The sequence below is a fragment of the Kitasatospora sp. NPDC048365 genome (genome assembly GCF_043200835.1).
Lineage (GTDB): Bacteria > Actinomycetota > Actinomycetes > Streptomycetales > Streptomycetaceae > Kitasatospora > Kitasatospora terrestris.
In genome coordinates this window covers 110,128-127,233 of the sequence record NZ_JBICYJ010000002.1, presented here as the reverse complement: position 1 = coordinate 127,233, position 17,106 = coordinate 110,128, and the positions used below count along the sequence as shown (strand labels likewise).

Genomic DNA, 17,106 nt, shown 5'->3' with positions numbered 1-17,106 from the left:
TTGTAGCGGATCGATCACGCGGACGACAGCGTCCCCCGCTGCACCGGAGAACCGGAGGTACCGGCATGCGCCGCACGCGTACGGCCGCAGCCGCCCTGCTGGGCGCGACCGCCCTGCTCGGGCTCACCGCCGCCGCGACCACCGCCGCGTCCGCGAAGGACAGCGCGCCCGCCTGGGTCAGCCCCGCCGAGGCCGCCCCGGGCCAGCCGGTGTCGGTCAGCGTCACCTGTGACACCAGCTCGGTGAAGACCGTCACCGCCGCCTCGCAGGCGTTCGTCGGCGGCTCCGCGACCCTCACCGTCGGCCCGGACGGCAAGTACTCCGGCACCGCCAGGCTGGTCTCCAAGGAGGACCTGTCCGTCGCCCTCAGCAAGAAGTCCACCAAGGACACCTCGTGGGGCGTCGACGGCAAGTGCCCCAACGGTGACACCTTCGTCGGGGCGGTCGCCGTCTCCGGCATCGGCGGCGGCGCGGGCGGCGCCGGCGAGTGGGTCGCCGGCCACGACACCCCGCACGGCGGCGTCAACACCGGCGTCGGCGGGTCGATCGCCACCGACGGCCGCCAGCTCGCCGCCGGCGGAGCACTGGTGGTCGCGGGCATCGGCGGCTTCTGGCTGCTCAGGCGGCGCGAGGCCTGAGAGGTGACGCCCCGCCAGGGGCGCGAGGCTCCGTCGATCAGCGGCTCCGCCGCGGGGCGCGACCGACCATGCACTCAGGTGGTGGTGGGTTGGGCGTGCCCCGCGGCGGAGCCGCCGTCGGATGGGGCCTCGCGCCCCTGCAGTGCGCTTTCGCTGGTGAGGCCGGTGGCCAAGAGGTACTGCGCGGCGATGTAGGTCGCCATGATCAGGAAGTTCTGGGCCGGGAGCGGCGTCCAGTCCGCCAGGCGGGTCGCGATCAGGGTGTCCGAGAGCAGGAACAGCGCGCCGCCGACGCCGGTCCGCAGGCCGAGGCCGGCGGAGGTGACGGCGGTCGAGGTGAGCAGCAGGCTGTACGCGGCGACGGGGATCTGGAGGCCGCCGAGCCCCGGCCACAGCCGGCTGATCAGGGTGGCCCAGGCGGTGGCGTACGCGGCCGCCGTGAGCAGTGTCCGCCGCCGGTCGTCCAGCGCGCCCCGCCGGACGAACATCGTCACGTAGCAGACGTGCGCCGCCGCGAACGATCCCATGCCGGCCAGGAACGCGGTGTCCCCGCCGACCTGCAGCAGCACGTCGCCGGCGGCGCTGGCGAGCAGCGCGGGCGCCAGCAGCTTGGGCGCGCCGGGCTTCGCGGCCAGCGTCTGCGCGGCGAGCAGCGGCATCAGCGCGGGCTTGGTGGCGTGCTGCAGCGCGGTGGCGCCGGTGGCGATGGCGCCGAGGTGGGCGACCGAGGTGGCGGCGAAGGCGCCGAGCAGCCCGCGGGCGGCCTTGAGGCGGCGGGTGAGGTTCATGCGGTGGTGCCCTCCGGGCGGTCGGTGCGGGCGGGCTGCCAGCCGGGGCCCATGGTGAGGTGGCGGAGCCGGTCACCCCAGGTCCGGGCCTCGGCGAGGTCCCGGGCGATCGAGGCGTACTCGTGAGTAGCGACCCGGAGGGGATTGTAGGTGCCGATGTTCTTGGTCAGGCCGTAGACGGGGCGGACGGTCTCCGGGGCGAAACTGCCGAAGAGCCGGTCGAAGACGATCAGGATGCCGCCGAAGTTGCGGTCCAGGTAGCCGCCCTGCGAGGCGTGGTGCACCCGGTGGTGCGACGGGGTGTTGAACAGGAACTCCACCGGCCGGGGCAGCCGGTCGATCCGCTCGGTGTGGATCCAGAACTGGTAGACCAGGTTGACGGAGGAGCAGAAGGCGAGTGCCGCCGGGTGCACCCCGGCCAGGACCATCGGGACGTAGAAGACCCACGAGGTGGCGCCGGTCCACGGCTGGCGCAGCGCGGTGGAGAGGTTGTAGTGCCGGCTGGAGTGGTGCACCACGTGGCAGGCCCACAGGATCCGCACCACGTGGTGGCCGCGGTGCGACCAGTAGTAGCAGAAGTCCTGGGCGAGCAGCATCAGCGGCACCGTCCACCACAGCACCGGCACCCGCAGCGGGGTCAGCTCGTAGAGCGCCGAATAGGCGAGCGCGATCGGGATCTTCCAGCCGGCGTCGAAGAGCAGTGAGCCGAGGCCCATGCCGAGACTGGTCGCGGTGTCCCGCGGGGCGTAGCCCTGCTCGTCCTCGTCGGGGTGGAAGCGGTACGAGACCAGTTCCACGACGGTGAGCAGCACAAAGGCCGGTATGGACCAGAGCACCACGTTGGGCAGGTTCGGCATGCGCAGACGATAGGGGACGCCGGGCGGCGGCGGAAGGGGTGGGTTACCGGCCCGTACGCAAGGGTCCGGCCGAAATCGCCACCGCCCCGCCGGATGCCGGGACGGGGCGGTCCGACCACCCCTTAGGCTGGGGGACGACATGGAGCGGCACGAGTACGCGACCGGCGCCGGGGAGGCGCCCGGTGGCACGGGGATCGGGCGCGCGGGCGGGGCGGGGCGGCTCCTCGCCCCTGCGCGCACCGGCCTGTACCCGTGCGCCGAGCGGCTCGCCGACCGCTTCGCCCAGGCACCGCCCGAGGACGCCGACGCGCTCTACGCCGCCGTCTTCGGCCTGTACGGCGCCCGCCACCTCGGCGGGGCGCCGGAGCCCTCCTGCGCGGACTCGCCCGACACCAGCTGGTGGCACGGACCGACCGCGCACCCCGCCTCGCTGCGGGCCCGCCCGGCCGGCTACCGGCGGGTCCGCCGCGACGGTGCCGGCCCGGTCGAACCGCGCGGCACCGCGGCCGGCGGACGCCACCGCAAACCCGAGCGCGCGCCCGCGGCCGACCAGCCCGAGACCGCCGCCGAACGCCGGGCCGCCGCCCGCCTGCTGCTCGCCCAGCCGCTGGTCACCGCCGGCGGACCGCACGGCGCCGGGTTCCCGCTGATACGCCGGCACGCGGGCTGGCTCACCGCCCACTTCCGCGAGCTGCTCGGCTACTCGCTCGCGGTCGGCCCGACGTACGCGCGACTGCGCAAGGCCCCGCTGCCGGGGCGCGGACTGCCCGGCTTCGAGCCCGCCGGGTACGCCGAACTCGCCCTCGGGCTCGCCGGACTGGCCGAGGGGCGGGAGGTCGCCGCGTTCCGCCCCGAGGTGCGCCGGGTGCTGACGGAGTGGCAGGTCCTCGACGCGGACGGCGAGGCGGACCGCGAGCTCGCCGTCGCACTCGCGCCGCAGGCCGAACCGCCCTCGGTCGGGCCGGAGCTGACGGTCCGCCGGCTGCTGGTCGAGACGCCGGTGGTGCTGCTCGACGAGCTGGCGCCCGACGAGCGCAGCTGGCTGGTCGGACGGCAGCGGGCGGAGACGGAGCTGTTCGCGGACTTCCTCGGGCTGGAGGCGGAGATCCGCGCCGAGGGCGTCGCCCTGCTCGACCCGGCGGACGAGCTGACCGACCTCGCGCTGCCCGGTACCGGGACGCTGCCGCAGGCGGCACTGCTGCTGGCCGAGCGGCTGGTGGAGGAGCTGCGCCCGCTGCCCGAGGAGGCCGCGCCGCCCGCCGTGCTGGTGCCCGACGCGCTGATAGACGGCGCGCTCGGCGACATCACCGACGAGCACGGCCTGCGGGAGGGCTGGGAGCCGGGCTACCTGGCGGACCTGACCGCGTTCCGGCGCGACGCGCTCGACCTGCTGCACCGGATGGGTCTGATCGCCCCGGCCGGCCGCAACTGGGTCCTGCGGGCCCCCGCGGCCCGGTACGCGCCGCAGGCCGAGCTCCACCCGGCCCCCGGCTCCGGCCGCCACTCCCGCCCCTCGGCCGCGCCGCCCCGCCAGCGCCGCCCGGCCTGACCGCGGCCCGGGCGGCGGGGCCGTCCGCGGTCAGATGGGGCGGACCTGCTCGGCGACGGGGCGGAACTCCTGGATGGTCTCGTTGTACTCGACCCGCTGGCCCTCGTGGAGGAAGCGGTCCTCGGTGCCGACGACGGAGTCGTAGTAGACGGCGACCTCGGGGCCGCCCTCGTCCGGGGTGATGTAGCCGTACGCGTGGTGGATGTTGAACCACTTGACGGTGCCGGTGTTCATGGCCCGCTCCTTCCAGCTGCCGATCACAGAAAGTATCGGCCCGCGGGAGGCTCAGCGCGCGGCGGAGACCGCGGTGCCCTGCCGGACGGTCTCCACGGTGGCGCCGACGCCGAGGGTGCCGAGGGCGATGGAGGCGGCGACGGCGGCGCAGGCGAGTACGCGGCGGTGCCGCTTCGGCAGAGGGAAGCGCGGGCGGCCCGCGTCGGTCCGGGCACTGGGACTGGTGTGGAGCATGGGATCGAGCATTCCAGTCCGGTGTTAAACGGTTACGACGCGTAGGTGAAGACTGGACGGGCTGCGGGCGTCGATCTTCCCGGGCGCCGCACGGGTGGCATCGTGTCCGAACGGTCATCGGCGGTTGGTGCGGATTCACCCGGACGGGCGACCGGCTCCGGCGTGGCCCTCACCCGGTCGCACCAGCGCGGCGGCCCCGGTCTCGTGCGGTGCGAGCACCAGGCGGACCACGTCCTCCAGCCGGCGGCGGGCGTCGTCCAGGGTGGTCCGGCCGGTCACCCAGGCGGTGAGCTCGCCCTGCCAGGCGTGGCCGACGATGTGCCGGACCAGCTCCCCGGGGGCGGCCGGCAGCTCGGGCATCACCGCGCCCAGCGCCGCGCTGTCGGCGCGGGCCAGCGCCTGCAGGGCCTCGCTGGCGAACGGGTCGGTGGAGGTGGCGACCGCCACCCGCAGCCGGGCGAGCTCGGGCCGGCGCTGGTAGGCGCGCATGCCGTGGCGGACGAAGCGGACCGTCCGCTCGGTGGCGGAGGCCGGGCCGCGGGCGCCGCGCGGGTCGGCCACCAGGTCGGCCAGCAGCCGCCGGTGCCAGTCGGCGATGGCGGCGGCCAGCAGGTGGTCCTTGGAGGAGAAGTACCGGTAGGCGGTGCCCAGGGCGACGCCGGAGCGCTCCGACACCTGTTTCATCTGGAGCCGCTCGACGCCGGTCTCGTTCACCAGGGCGAGGGCGGCCGCAAGGAGACTCCCGCGGCGTTCGAGCTGACGGGGCGACATCGCCTCCACCGGACGAGGTGACAGGTCAACCTTGGTCACCCGGTCCATGATACGGGCGTTCCCGTACCAGGGTCTCCTGCACCGCGGAGGCCACCAGTAGCCCGTCGCGGTCGTAGAACTCGCCCATCGCGAGCCCCCGCCCGTCGGAGGCGGACGGGCTGCGCTGGGCGAACAGCAGCCACTCGTCGGCGCGGAAGGGGCGGTGGAACCACATCGCGTGGTCCAGCGAGGCGAGGATCACCCGGTTCGGCCCGCTGCGCTGCACCCGGTGCGGCTGCAGGTGCAGCGCGGTGGTCGAGGCCAGGGTCAGGTCGGACAGGTAGGTCAGCGCGCAGACCTGCAGCAGCGGGTCGTCGGCGGGCAGCGGGGTGCCGGTCCGCAGCCAGACGAACTGCTGCGGAACGCCCGGGAGTTCCGGCGGCATGCCGGGGGCGTCGGCGGGGATGAAGCGCATCTCCATCGAGCGGAAGATGGTCGCCTTGGCGTACTCCTCGGGCGCGCTGCGCTCCCACGCCTCGAACGGGTCGGTCAGTTCCTCCGGGCCGGGCACCGGCGGCATGGTGCGCTGCCGCTCGGTGGCCCGCTCGGGCTTCTTGAACGAGGCGGACATGGTGAAGATCGCCTCGCCGCGCTGCACCGCCGTCACCCGGCGGGTCGCGTACGAGGCGCCGTCCCGGATCCGGTCCACCTGGTAGAGGATCGGCCGGGTCGGGTCGCCGGGGCGCAGGAAGTAGCCGTGCAGCGAGTGGACCTGGCGCTCGCGCGGGATGGTCCGGCCCGCGGCGGTCAGCGCCTGGGCGGCCACCTGCCCGCCGAAGGCGCGCATCGGCGCGCCCGCGTGGCAGTGGCCCCGGAACAGGTTCTCGTCCAGCTCCTCGATCCGGAGCAGCTCGACGAACTCGACCGGGCCCTGCTCGTACGGAGCCTGCGATGCCTTCGCGTCTGTCACGCGGGCCATGGTAGAACACGTTGCAGTCCGGTGGGCGGCGGTGTCGGTGGTGACGCGTACGGTCGTTGCCATGAGCCAGGCGCTGCAGACCTACCGATACCTCCGGCCCTCGGCCGTGCTCGACGGCGCGGCCGGGCCCGGCCTCGCGCTGTCCACCTCCGGCGGGGGCGGGCCGGCGGGTGCCGGCGTCCACCCGGGGTTCTTCAGCGGCTTCCTCACCGCGCCGGCGCCGGCCGCGGCGGCGCTGCTCGCGGTCGCCGACGTCGCGGCCGCCCGGTACCACCTGCCGCAGCGGCGCGCCTCGCTCGACCCGGTGGTCACCGCCAACGGCGACCGGCTGCGCTTCGAGTCCTTCTCCGGCTGCGGCGGCGTGCACGCCCGGCTGGACGTGCTGGCGGGCGGCCTGGACGGCGGCGAGATCGGCCACGGCACCACCAACGTGGACGTCAACAACCCGCTGCGGGAGAGCCTGAGCCTGGTCGGCGGCGCCGATCCGCTGCACCTCGCGGTCGGTGCGGACGGGCTGGCCGCCACCACACTCGACGGTCAGGTGGTGGAGAAGAAGGTGCCGCTGCCCGACCGCTGGCTGCGCGGGTTCGCCGAGACCCAGGTGGTCACGGCGGGCTTCGAGCCGCGGGCCGAGCTGCCGGCGGCGGAGGCGGTGCGGTTCCTGCGCGCGCTGCCGCGCGGCGGGCGGGGCCAGGCGGCGTGGGTGGTCCCGGCCGGGCGCACGCTGCGGGCCACCAGCCGGCCGGTGCCCGGCGCGGTCTGCCTGCCCGGCCCGGAGCGGCTGGCGGCGCTGCACCGGGTGCTGCGGCACGCCGTGGGGCTGCGGGTGTACGGGCCGCCGGCCGGCCCGGTGCCGGCCGCCTCGGCGTGGGAGGTGGCGCTGCCGGGGATGCGGCTGACGCTCACCCTGTCGCCCGACGTCTCGCGCGGCTTCTCCGGGGAGGGCGGGGTGCTCGCGGCGCTGGCCGCCGAGGGCTCGGCGGCCGACGCGGAGCTGGTGGCCACGCTGCTGGCGTGGGAGCCGGTGATCGACCCGGCGGAGCTGGCCGAGCAGGCCGGGATCACGGTCGCCCGGGTGCGGGCCGCGCTCGGCCGGCTGGGCACCGCCGGTCAGATCGGCTACGACCCGGCGGAGGCCGCGTACTTCCACCGGCAGCTGCCGTACGACGCCGGGCGGGCCGAGGCGCACAACCCGCGGCTGCGGGCGGCACGGGCCCTGGTCGCGGCCGGCGCGGTGCGCTGGGACGGCGAGCTGGCGACCGTGACCGTCGACGACCACCACCAGCGGGTCCGCCGGGCCGCGGACGGGGCGCTGAGCTGCACCTGCCGCTGGTGGGCGCACTACCGGGGCGGGCGCGGCCCCTGCAAGCACGTTCTGGCGGCCGGCCTGGTCCCGGTGGAGGGGAAGCGATGAGCAGCGTTGTCGAGCAGGTCCGGGCCGGTGACCGGGCGGCCGTCGCCGCCGGGCTGGCCGGGCTGACGCCCCCGCAGCGGCGGGCCCTGCTGCCGGAGCTGAAGCGGCTGTACACCGAGCTGGCGGCGAGTTCGCACTCCCGGGCGGGGGCCTGGGCCTGCCTGATGGTGGCCGGCGCGGTCTGCCACAGCGCGCCGTCCGGCGCCGCGACCTGGCTGGCCCGGGGGGAGTTCGAGGACGTCACCGCCTGGCAGGGCCGCCACCTGCAGGAGCTGCTGGACGCACAGCCGGTGGAGTGGCGGGCCGAGGTCGCCGGGCGGCTGGCCGAGCGGCGGCCGCCCCGCTGGGGCGACGACGCCCGCTTCGCGTTGACCGAGCACCTGGTGCGGAGCAGCGGCCGCCCGGTGCCGACGGCCGAGGGCTTCGTGCTCGGCTGGGCACGGGACCGCTCCCAGGATCCGGACCGGTTCCGGCGCTCCAGCCACAAGCTGCCCCCGTTCGACCTCCACGCGCGGCTGGCCGCCGACCCGTTCACGCCGGTGCTCGCCCCGCTGATGTTCGAGACGCCCGGCGCGGAGGGCGAGCTGACCGGGCCGTGGGCGGTGCAGGACGAGGACCGGAAGTGGCCCGCGGTGCTGGCCCGGCTTACCGCCGACGGGGTGCTCGACCGCGCGGACCTGCTGGACCGGGTGCTGGCCCGGCTGGTGCGGGGCGGCCGGCCCGGCGAGCTGCGGGCCGTGCAGGCCGTGCTGGCCGCGCTCGCCCCGACGGCGGCGGAGAACACCGCCCGGATGCGCAGCTACCTGGCCCTGCTGGACGCGCCGTCCGCGGTCGCCGGGCACGCGCAGGCGGTGCTGATCGGGCTGGACGCGGTCGACGTGCTCGGCGAGGCCTCGCAGGTGCTGCTGTTCCGGCCGGAGAAGAAGCTGGTCCGCGCCCAGCTGGCCTGGCTGGACCGGCTGGCGCGGGCGGACGCAGAGCTGGCGGGGGAGGTCGTCCTGGCCGCGGCCGGGGCGCTCGGCCACCCCGACCGGGGGCTGCAGGAGGCGGCGTTGAAGGTGGTCGCGCGGCACCTCGACGCGGCCGGGCCCGCGGTGCTGCCGGAGCTGCGCGCGGCGGCCGAGGCGCTCGACCCGGCGCACCGGGCGGCCGCCGAGCAGCTGTTCGGGCCGGGCGGGGCGGACGGTGCGGAGGGTGCGGACGGCGCGGACCCGGACGGCGAGTACGTCGAGCTGCTGCCGCCGGTGCCCCCGAGGGCCGCCGTGCCCGGGCCGGTCGGGTCGGCGGCGGAGGCGGCCGAGGAGCTGGCGGCGGCGCTGGTCGACGGCGGCGGGGTGGTGGCGTTCGAGCGGGCGTTGGACGGTCTGGTGCGGCAGGCGTACCTCGACCGGGCGGCGCTCGCCGAGGCACTGGAGCCGGTGCTGCGCGACGGGTGGCGCACCGGGCTGTACCCGCTCGGCGAGGCGGTCTGCGGGCGGATCTCCGCGCGGCGGGCCGAGGCGGTGCGGACCGGGCGCGAGTTCCTCTTCCGCAACCGGTTCACCGACGCCTTCGAGGGGCCGCTGGCGGCACGGCTGGAGGAGGTGCTGTGGCGGCTGGTCGTCCGGCCGGTGCCGCTGCTGCTCGCCACGCCGACCGAGGCGACCGGCGCGCTCGACCCGGCGGTGCTGGTCGAGCGGCTGGCCCGGTACGCGCAGGCCGGGGTCGACCCGGGCCCGGTGGACCTGGCGCAGGCGCTGGTGCGGGCCGGCGGCTGTGCGGACGAGGAGGTGCTGGCGGCGGCCGAGGCACTGGATCCGGACGTGGCGCGCTGGCTGCGCGGCGGCGGACTGCCGCGGCAGGACTCGCAGGTGGTGGCCGACGGGACTCCCCTGTACGCGGCGCAGACCGGGGTCGGGCCGGTGGACGGGCTGACGGCCGACCTGGCGAAGCTGCTCGGGCCGGTCCGGATGTCGGGCCGCGCCTGGTACGGCTGGCCGTCGGAGGCCACCGCGCACTGGGCGGCGATGCTGCCCCGGCACCGCGAGGAGGTCGCGGCGCGGCTGATCGAGCGGCTCGCCGACGCCACGGAGCACGACGGGCGGGGCGCGGTGCGGCTGCTTCCGCTGCTCGCCGAGGCCGACGGGCCGGCCGGGCCCGCGCTGCACCTGGCGGTGGCGTACGGCCTGGGCGCCTCCCGGCGGGAGGACCGGACGGCGGCGGTCGACGCGCTGCTGGTGCTCGCCGCCCGGGGCGACCTCGACGCCGCGCTGCTCGGGCGGGAGCTCGGGGCGCTGGTGCGCGGGCGGGCGGTCAAGCCGAACCGGGCGGCCGAGGCGCTCGGGGAGGCCGCCGCCACCGGCGCGTACGGCACGGTCTGGGCGGTGCTCGCCGCCGCCCTGCCGGAGGTGCTCGCGGACGAGCCGGTCCGCGGCGCGGCGGAGCTGGTGGCGCTCGGCGTGGACTGCGTCCGTCGCTGCGGTGCGCGCGGCGGGCTCCCGGCGGTGGCCGCGCTGGCGGGGCGGTCCGGGTCGACGAAGCTGCTGAAGGAGGTGCGGGCGCTGCACGGGCTGCTGGGCTGACGGAGTTCAGGAACGGTCGTTCTTGACCGCTCGTTCTTTTACTCGGTACCGTCTGGGGCATGGGACGACCACGGGCCTTCGACGAGGACGAGGCGGTGCTCGCAGCGGCCGCGCTGTTCGCCGAGCGCGGCTACGAGGGCACCTCGGTGGACGACCTGGTGCAGGGGCTGGGCGTGCACCGGGGCAGTCTGTACAAGGTGTTCGGCAGCAAGCGGGGCCTCTACCTCACCGCGCTCCGCCGCCACCTCGACCAGGACGTGCTGCCGCTCACCGCGGCGATCGGCGCGGCCGACGGCCTCGGGCCGGCGCTCGCGCAGGCGGCCGCCGCGTACGACAGCGGGCCGGCCGCCGGGTTCCTGCTGCTGGCCGCGGTCGAGCGGGCGCCGGTGGACCCGGAGACGGCCGAGCTGGTCGCCGAGGGCCTCGGCGCGCTGGAGGCGGCGATCGGCCGGGTGCCGGGCGCCGCCGGGCAGCCCGCGCTGGCCGAGGCGCTGGCGGCCGCGGTGCTCGGGCTGCGGCTGCGCAGCCGCGCGTCCGGCGGCCGGCCCGCCGCCGGGGCCGTCCTGGCGCTCACCGACCACCTGCGGGCCTGAGGGTCCGTCACCGCCGCACCGTCGTCGCCGCACCGTCACCACCGCCGCACCGTCACCACCACCAAGGAGCCGTTCCCATGGCACGTCTGAGCGTCACCGACGGCACCCTCGTCGTCGAGATCGAGGGGCTGGACAAGCTCTGGGCGATCAAGAGCCGGATCGAGATCCCGCTCGGCAACGTCCGCGGCGCCACGGTGGACCCGGGCATCGTCCGGGAGTCCAAGGGCCTGCGGATGGGCGGGACGCACTTCCCCGGGGTGATCACCGCCGGGACGTTCCGCAGCGGCGGCGAGTGGATCTTCTGGGACGTCCGCAACCCGGCCAAGGCCGTGGTGATCGAGCTCGCCGACGAGCGCTACGCCCGACTGGTGGTGGAGGTCGCCGACCCCCGCGCCGCCGTCGACCTGGTCGAACGGGCGATGCGGGAGGCCGCCTAGGGTGGGCGCAGTCCGATCGCCGACCACGCCCGCGGAGGGCCCGTGCTGCACTTGCGACTGATCGTCCCCGCCGACCTCCGGGACGCCGTGCTCGACCGGCTCGACGGCTGCGTCGGAGCCACCCACGTGATCCTGCTGCCGGATTCGGCGGTACGGCCGTCCGGGGACGTGGTCCTCTGCGACGTCGCCCGCGAGTCCGCCGACGAACTGCTCGGCGAACTGCGCAAGCTGGGCCTGGCCGAGCGGGGCGCGATCTCCGCGGACGGTACCGAGCTGACCATCTCGGCCGCCGCGGAGGAGGCCGAGCGGCTGGCTCCCGGCGAGGGCGCCGACGCGCTGGTGTGGGAGGCGGTCTCCGAGATCACCCACGAGGAGTCCACGCTCACCGCCGTCTACCTGGCATTCCTCGCGGTCGCCACGATGCTGGCGGCCTGCGGCGCGGTGCTGGACAGCTCGATCCTGATCGTCGGCGCGATGGCGGTCGGTCCGGAGTTCGGGCCACTGGCCGGGCTGTGCGTCGCGGCGGTCCAGCGTCGCGCCCGGCCGGCCCTGCGGTCGTTGAACGCGCTGGTCGCAGGCTTCGCCGTGGCCATGGCGCTGACCGTCGGGTTCAGCTTGCTGATGGACGGGCTGGGTCTCTTCACCCAGGCCAGGTTCGAGGCTGCGCGGCCCAACACCTCGTTCATCTGGCAGCCGGACGCGATGTCCTTCGTGGTCGCCTTCCTGGCGGGCGTGGCCGGGCTGCTCTCGCTGACCTCCTCGAAGGCCGGGGCGCTGGTCGGCGTGGCGATCTCGGTGACCACGGTGCCCGCCGCAGCCAACGCCGCGGTGGCGCTGGCATACGGCGACTACGGGCAGGCGTGGGGCTCCGCTCTCCAGCTTGCGCTGAACCTGGCCGGCATCGTGCTCGCCGGGGTGCTCACCCTGTTGGTGCAGCAGGGTGCGTGGCGGTTGGCGCTGCGTCGCTGAGCGCAGTGTCGACCGGAGGTGTGGCGGGAGCCGCGGTGCCGGTGGGGATCGGGGTGCCGGTGGGGAGCGGGGTGGCGAGGTGGTCGGGGACGAGGAGTTCGGAGCCGCTGGGGACCGGTGCCACCGCGCGCCACCAGAGCTTGAGGGCGGGAGGCTCGGCCGGTTCGAAGGGCTTGCCGGGGCGGGGCATCACCAGCACCGCGTCCAGCGCCTGGGCGGCGACGACGGTCCGCTCGGCGGGCTCCTCCCACGGGTGCGGGGCCAGGTTGAAGGTGCACCAGTGGATCGGCAGCATCACCGCGCCCCCGAGGTCCAGGTGGGCGCGGACGCCCTCCTCGGGGGTCATGTGCACCTCGGGCCAGTACGTGCTGTACGCGCCGATCTGCATCATGGTGGCGTCGAACGGTCCGAACCGCTGCCCGATCTCGGCGAAGCCGGGGAAGTAGCCGCTGTCGCCGCTGTGGAAGAGCCGGTGCGCCGGGCCAGCCACCACCCAGGACGCCCAGAGGTAGTGGCTGCTGGTGCGGGGGCCGCGGCTGCAGTAGTGGCGGGCGGGGGTGGCGGTGAGTTTCAGCCCGGCGACCTCGGCCGACTGCCACCAGTCGAGCTCGACGATCCGCTTCGCCGGGATGCCCCAGTGTTCGAGGTGGGCGCCGACGCCCAGTGGCACCGCGAAGTCCGCGCCGGTGGCGGCGAGCGCCTGGACGGTCGGCATGTCGAGGTGGTCGTAGTGGTCGTGGGAGATCACCACCACGTCGACCGGGCCGAGTTCGGTGAGCGGGATCGGGACCGGGTGCAGCCGCTTCGGCCCGGTGAACCCGAACGGCGAGCAGCGCTCGCTCCAGACCGGGTCGAAGAGCACCCGGCGGCCGTCGAGCTCGGCGAGGACGGTGGCGTGGCCGAGCCAGGTCAGGCGCAGGCCCGAGGCGGGCGGCGTGGCGAGTTCGACCGGCAGCAGGCGGTGCAGCGGGACGGCGGCGGACGGCTCGCGGCGCCCCCGGGCCTCGGTGAACTGGGCCCGGGTGATCTCCAGCGGGGAGCGGTCGTACACCAGGCGGCGGGTGGGCACGGGATTGCGGAAGGCCCCGTCGACGAAGTGCGGGGACCGGCGGATCCGGTCCAGCCGGGCGCCCTTGGGGTCGGCGCCGAAGGCGTCGGTGCGGATCCGGTGCCAGGTCTCCCGGGGCAGCGTCCGGAACCGCTTGGCGTCGCGGAGGCCGAGGCCGAGTTCGGCGGCCAGTCCTCCGGCGCGATAGATCATCTCGACGGGACTGGGCACGGCACCTCCACGGTCGGGATCACCCGTACGACAACCATTTCAACGGGACATTACCGGCCAAATCGGGCGCCTACCCCGCAGAACATACCGCGGCACGCCGATCGGGTTAGCGGTCGGCGTGCCGGGGAGTGCGGAGCGGCGTGCGGTGCGGAGGGCGGTGCGGGGGTCAGGCGGCGTAGAAGCGGGTGATCGTCTCCGCGACGCAGTGCGGCTTCGGGCTCTGCTCGCTGGCGATGGTGAAGCGGACGGTGGCCTGCACGCCGCCGGGGACCTCGTCGGCGGAGACCAGCACGGCGGTGGCGCGGACGGCGGTGCCGACCGGGAGCGGGGCGGGGAAGCGGACCTTCTCCGAGCCGTAGTTGAGGGCCATCCGGATCCCCTCGACCGCGTAGCACTCCTTGGCGAGCACCGGGATCAGCGAGAGCGTCAGGTAGCCGTGCGCGATGGTGCCGCCGAACGGGCTCTCCTTGGCGCGGGCCGGGTCGACGTGGATCCACTGGTGGTCACCGGTCGCCTCGGCGAACAGGTCGACCCGCGCCTGGTCGATGGTGTGCCACTCGCTGGTGCCGAGCTCGGTGCCGACGGCGGCGGTCAGGTCGGCGAGGGACGCGAAGGTCGTCAAGGTGCTCTCCAGAAGCAGGTGGACGGACTGCCGGAGAGTATGCCTACCAGCCGGTCACTTGTCAGCGCCCGCCCGCTCCCGCGCAGGCCGCAGCCGCCGTCCGCTGATCAGCTCCGGGGTGAGCACCACGAAGGTCGGCCGGTCCTCGCCGACCCACGGGCGCGGGCCCTCGTGCAGCAGCGCGGCGTGCTCGGCCGGGTCGCGGACCAGCTCGGCGCGGCCGTGCACCAGGACGCTCCAGCCGCTCCGCCCGGCCGGGTCGAGCTCGTCGGCCTGCAGGGCGGCGACCGTGCCGTCCAGTGCGCGGGCGGTGTTGGAGCCCGGACGCAGGGCCAGTACCAGCCGCCCGTCCGGGACCGCCCGGAAGGACACCGGCAGCACCGCCGGCAGGGCGTGCTCGGTGTACACCACCCGTCCGACGGGCACGGTGCCGAGCAGGCGGCGGCACTCGGCGTCGCTCAGTGTCTCCACGCGCTTGTCAGGATCCATACCGTCGATGCTGCCCGCCCGGGGCGGCGGGCAGTAGGGCCCATGGTCCCTGAGCTGGGCGGCAGTGGCCGATTCCGGCCCGCGCGGGGCGGCGGCGACGATAGTTTGTCGCCAGGCGCGCGGGCGGCCCCGGCGCGGTCCGGGCGACGCAGGGGAGGGGGCGGTGGTCGTGGTCGGCGGCATCGAACTGGTGGTGATCGGGGCGGACGGCGGGCCCGAGCGGGGGTTCGCGGGCTCGGCCCGGGCCGGGGACGGGGCCCGGACGCTGGCCGCCGCGCTGCCCGGGCGGACCTTCGACGCGGGCGCCCACGGCTGCCGGGTGAGCCACCTGCCGCCGGACGCGGACGCCAACACCATGCTCACCGCGCTGCGCCAGGCCGGGCAGCGGCCGGCCCGCTGGCTGGTGGTCTGCCTGGTCGGGCAGCTGGTCGCCGACCCGCGCGGGCGGCGGCTCGCCCTGGTGACGGCCGGTTCGACGCCGGACAACGGCTACCGGCGCGGCCTGGCCTGGGACTGGGTGATCAGTGCGATGGTCCACGGCGACCAGGAGGAGACCCTGCTGGTGGTGGACGCGGTCGCCGACAAGGACACCTGGGCCGCGCTCCAGCGGGAGGACGGCGCGGGCGAGTCGATCGCGCACTCCCGGGTGCCGCTGTGGGGGCGGGTGGGCCGCTGGTCCGGCGGGCGGCGCGGTCGGGACGCCGTCCTGCCCGGCGGGGAGGGCTCGTTCAGCTGGGCGCTGGGCCGGGTGCTGGAGCACGGGGTGCCCGGCGCCCCGGCCGCGGTCGGCCCGCTGGAGCTCCAGGCGGCGGTCGCCGGACAGCTCGCGTGGGGCGAGCACGCGGCCGGTGCGGCGGACGCCCTGCTGCCCGTTCCGCGTGACGGGGGACGACTTCTGATGCGCAATAGAGCGGCTGTGAGAGGTGCGTTGGCCGGATTGTCGCTTTCCGATGAACTGTTGGCAGTTCTGTGGCGAGAAAGTGCCCCAACGGATCCGCCTTCCGCGTAAGGTCAGGGGGCCCGGAGTGTTGCCGTGACAGTACGGGGTGGCGAAGAATCGACGCCCCGGAAGCAACCCGACGGGATGGCGGACGAGTTCTGCGACCATGGCTTCCGAAGAGCCGGTCGCGGCGAGGTGGGGCTATGCGGCAGCGCGGAATTGTGTTGCGCACTGGGGCGGTTGGGGTCGGTGGGGTGACGCTGTCGTTGCTGCTCGCGGCATGCGGGAGCAGCGGGGGCGCGGGTTCCGCGGACCGTCTGGGTACTCCCGGGGCGCGTGTTCCCAGTGCGACGGCAGGCACTCCTTCGAGTGGTTCGGGTCCGACCGTTCTGGCCCCGACCGACGGCGTCGAAGGGGCCGTCGGGCGAATCGTTCTGAACGCCTATCAGGGCTGGTGGGACGCGCGGATCCAGGCGTATGCCCGATCGGATTCGGACGCGTCCCAACTCCGGGCGCTCTCTTCCGGCCAGGCCCTCAGCGAGGCCCTGGCCAGTATGAAAGAACTCCAGGACGCGAAACTGGTGATGATCGGCGCCCCGCGCAGTACCGCGGTGGTGCGCACCCTCGACCTGAAGTCCGATCCCAACACCGCGGTGGTCGAGGACTGCCTGGACGTCACCGACTGGCACCAGGCCGATGCCGCGAGCAAGACCGTCAGCGATCCCCCGCAGCGGCTGTCCCGGTACGTGGTGACGAGCAAGCTGCGCCGGACCGCCACCCACTGGCTGGTCGTCGAATACCAACGCGAGGTGAGCCGCACATGCTGAACTCCGCCCGCAGAACGGTGATCTGTCTGCTGCTCGCGCTCTGCGCGCTGGCCGCGCCGTCCGCGACGGCCTTCGCCGAGGGACCGCAGCCGACCGTCCGCCCGTGCGCGCAGCACGACGTCTGCGTGGGCATCAGCCAGGGGCCCGGCACGCCCGCGCCCGGCCACACCGTCCCCGGCGGCGGTGGCGGCGGCGGGGACGGCGTGGTGCCGATGTGCAGTTGGAACGGCCAGCAGTGGCCGTGTTGGGACGACGACCTCGGCTGGTTCTCCACCAATGACGGGTGCTACTACATCGCCTCCGACCCGCAGCCCCCGGCCGGCGACCCCGCCTGGGCGGGCCACCAGCCCTCCGACGGCGCCGTGTACGAGGTCAACTGCCGCGGCACCGGCGGGCAGCTGACCCCCAAGCCGGTCCAGTTCTTCGCCGACCCGCCGGTCGCCGCCCGCCCCCTGGTACGGCCGCGCGACCTGATGAACCAGGTCATCGACGAGTGGGGCTTCCTTCCGCCGGTCCTGCGCGCCGCCCCGGGCGACACCGCCGTGGTCGGCGCCCCGGTGTGGCTCTGGTACGACAGGACCGACCGGACGTACGGGGACCGCACCCGCTCGCTGTCCATGGGCGGGCTGACCGTCACCGTCAAGGCCACCCGTACCCCGGTGACCTGGACCGTCGACGACGGATCCGGCAGCTTCACCTGCGCGGACGCGACCACCCCCTACAGCAAGGACCTGCCCGCGAGCGCGACGGCGCCCTGCTCGCACACCTTCAAGGTCAGCTCCGCACGGGCCAGGGACCAGAAGTTCAACCTGACCGCGCGCTACGACTGGCACATCGAGGCGACCAGGTCCGACACCGGCGCGGAGTTCGCCGACTTCAACATCAGGATGGAGGGCGCCCAGATCGTGAGCCTGCGGGTCGCCGAGGTCCAGGTGCTCAACTGACC

Annotated in this window: 19 protein-coding genes; 10 read left to right on the top strand and 9 right to left on the bottom strand. The window is 75.3% G+C overall.

The genetic code is table 11. The annotated features are described in order from the left end of the window. The first annotated feature begins 65 nt into the window (after window positions 1–65). Entirely contained in the window at window positions 66–638 is a 573-nt protein-coding gene (locus ACGFX4_RS02350) for a hypothetical protein (protein ID WP_393069523.1), read from the top strand. Window positions 639–712: 74 nt separating this feature from the next. On the opposite strand, the gene ACGFX4_RS02345 is transcribed toward ACGFX4_RS02350, so the two are convergent. Then, complete coding sequence (locus ACGFX4_RS02345; protein WP_393069521.1) at window positions 713–1,426, bottom strand: lysoplasmalogenase; 714 nt, start codon at window positions 1,424–1,426, stop codon at window positions 713–715. Further along, window positions 1,423–2,283, bottom strand: a complete 861-nt coding sequence (locus ACGFX4_RS02340; protein ID WP_393069520.1) for a sterol desaturase family protein — start codon at window positions 2,281–2,283, stop codon at window positions 1,423–1,425. The genes ACGFX4_RS02345 and ACGFX4_RS02340 overlap by 4 nt, the downstream gene beginning before the upstream one ends. Window positions 2,284–2,422: 139 nt before the next feature. Between ACGFX4_RS02340 and ACGFX4_RS02335 the strand changes: the two genes are divergently transcribed. Further along, on the top strand, window positions 2,423–3,832 hold the full coding sequence (locus ACGFX4_RS02335; RefSeq protein WP_393069518.1) for a DUF2398 family protein: 1,410 nt from the start codon (window positions 2,423–2,425) through the stop codon (window positions 3,830–3,832). A 30-nt stretch (window positions 3,833–3,862) separates the two neighbouring features. On the opposite strand, the gene ACGFX4_RS02330 is transcribed toward ACGFX4_RS02335, so the two are convergent. The 4 genes from ACGFX4_RS02330 to ACGFX4_RS02315 all read right to left on the bottom strand — a co-directional run bounded on the left by ACGFX4_RS02330 (window position 3,863) and on the right by ACGFX4_RS02315 (window position 6,029). Then, on the bottom strand, window positions 3,863–4,066 hold the full coding sequence (locus ACGFX4_RS02330; protein WP_393069517.1) for a cold-shock protein: 204 nt from the start codon (window positions 4,064–4,066) through the stop codon (window positions 3,863–3,865). Window positions 4,067–4,117: 51 nt separating this feature from the next. After that, the gene (locus ACGFX4_RS02325; RefSeq protein ID WP_393069516.1) at window positions 4,118–4,300 is read right to left on the bottom strand and encodes a hypothetical protein; all 183 of its coding nucleotides are present in this window, start codon (window positions 4,298–4,300) and stop codon (window positions 4,118–4,120) included. A 135-nt stretch (window positions 4,301–4,435) separates the two neighbouring features. Continuing rightward, a complete protein-coding gene (locus ACGFX4_RS02320; protein ID WP_393069514.1) occupies window positions 4,436–5,110 on the bottom strand; it encodes a TetR family transcriptional regulator in 675 nt (224 codons plus the stop codon). Next, window positions 5,097–6,029: an acyl-CoA thioesterase gene (locus ACGFX4_RS02315; RefSeq protein ID WP_393069513.1), complete on the bottom strand. Its 933-nt coding sequence runs from the start codon at window positions 6,027–6,029 to the stop codon at window positions 5,097–5,099. Before ACGFX4_RS02315 ends, ACGFX4_RS02320 begins: the two co-directional genes overlap by 14 nt. 61 nt (window positions 6,030–6,090) lie before the next feature. On the opposite strand from ACGFX4_RS02315, the gene ACGFX4_RS02310 reads away from it, so the two are divergent. The 5 genes from ACGFX4_RS02310 to ACGFX4_RS02290 all read left to right on the top strand — a co-directional run bounded on the left by ACGFX4_RS02310 (window position 6,091) and on the right by ACGFX4_RS02290 (window position 12,003). Then, on the top strand, window positions 6,091–7,443 hold the full coding sequence (locus ACGFX4_RS02310) for an SWIM zinc finger family protein (RefSeq protein WP_393069512.1): 1,353 nt from the start codon (window positions 6,091–6,093) through the stop codon (window positions 7,441–7,443). After that, window positions 7,440–10,004, top strand: a complete 2,565-nt coding sequence (locus ACGFX4_RS02305; RefSeq protein WP_393069511.1) for a DUF6493 family protein — start codon at window positions 7,440–7,442, stop codon at window positions 10,002–10,004. Before ACGFX4_RS02310 ends, ACGFX4_RS02305 begins: the two co-directional genes overlap by 4 nt. Window positions 10,005–10,063: 59 nt before the next feature. Further along, window positions 10,064–10,597 carry a TetR/AcrR family transcriptional regulator gene (locus ACGFX4_RS02300; RefSeq protein WP_393069509.1) on the top strand — a complete coding sequence of 178 codons (534 nt, stop codon included), beginning with the start codon at window positions 10,064–10,066 and terminating at the stop codon, window positions 10,595–10,597. Between the two features lie 77 nt (window positions 10,598–10,674). Continuing rightward, on the top strand, window positions 10,675–11,034 hold the full coding sequence (locus ACGFX4_RS02295) for a hypothetical protein (protein WP_393069508.1): 360 nt from the start codon (window positions 10,675–10,677) through the stop codon (window positions 11,032–11,034). A gap of 42 nt (window positions 11,035–11,076) precedes the next feature. After that, a complete protein-coding gene (locus tag ACGFX4_RS02290) occupies window positions 11,077–12,003 on the top strand; it encodes a DUF389 domain-containing protein (protein ID WP_393069506.1) in 927 nt (308 codons plus the stop codon). Here the strand turns inward: ACGFX4_RS02290 and ACGFX4_RS02285 are convergent. The 3 genes from ACGFX4_RS02285 to ACGFX4_RS02275 form a co-directional block, all read right to left on the bottom strand. Continuing rightward, the gene (locus ACGFX4_RS02285) at window positions 11,954–13,282 is read right to left on the bottom strand and encodes an MBL fold metallo-hydrolase (RefSeq protein ID WP_393069504.1); all 1,329 of its coding nucleotides are present in this window, start codon (window positions 13,280–13,282) and stop codon (window positions 11,954–11,956) included. The two genes, ACGFX4_RS02290 and ACGFX4_RS02285, sit on opposite strands and share 50 nt — an antisense overlap. A gap of 166 nt (window positions 13,283–13,448) precedes the next feature. Next, window positions 13,449–13,904: a MaoC family dehydratase gene (locus ACGFX4_RS02280; protein ID WP_393069503.1), complete on the bottom strand. Its 456-nt coding sequence runs from the start codon at window positions 13,902–13,904 to the stop codon at window positions 13,449–13,451. A 54-nt stretch (window positions 13,905–13,958) separates the two neighbouring features. Further along, window positions 13,959–14,393, bottom strand: a complete 435-nt coding sequence (locus tag ACGFX4_RS02275) for a pyridoxamine 5'-phosphate oxidase family protein (protein WP_393069500.1) — start codon at window positions 14,391–14,393, stop codon at window positions 13,959–13,961. Between the two features lie 163 nt (window positions 14,394–14,556). On the opposite strand from ACGFX4_RS02275, the gene ACGFX4_RS02270 reads away from it, so the two are divergent. The 3 genes from ACGFX4_RS02270 to ACGFX4_RS02260 all read left to right on the top strand — a co-directional run bounded on the left by ACGFX4_RS02270 (window position 14,557) and on the right by ACGFX4_RS02260 (window position 17,104). After that, window positions 14,557–15,402: a hypothetical protein gene (locus tag ACGFX4_RS02270; RefSeq protein ID WP_345699940.1), complete on the top strand. Its 846-nt coding sequence runs from the start codon at window positions 14,557–14,559 to the stop codon at window positions 15,400–15,402. 485 nt (window positions 15,403–15,887) lie between these two features. Next, window positions 15,888–16,160 carry a hypothetical protein gene (locus ACGFX4_RS02265; RefSeq protein WP_393069499.1) on the top strand — a complete coding sequence of 91 codons (273 nt, stop codon included), beginning with the start codon at window positions 15,888–15,890 and terminating at the stop codon, window positions 16,158–16,160. Beyond that, window positions 16,154–17,104 (top strand): hypothetical protein, encoded by a 951-nt coding sequence (locus ACGFX4_RS02260; protein WP_393069498.1) that lies wholly within the window; start codon window positions 16,154–16,156, stop codon window positions 17,102–17,104. Before ACGFX4_RS02265 ends, ACGFX4_RS02260 begins: the two co-directional genes overlap by 7 nt. Window positions 17,105–17,106 lie beyond the last annotated feature (2 nt).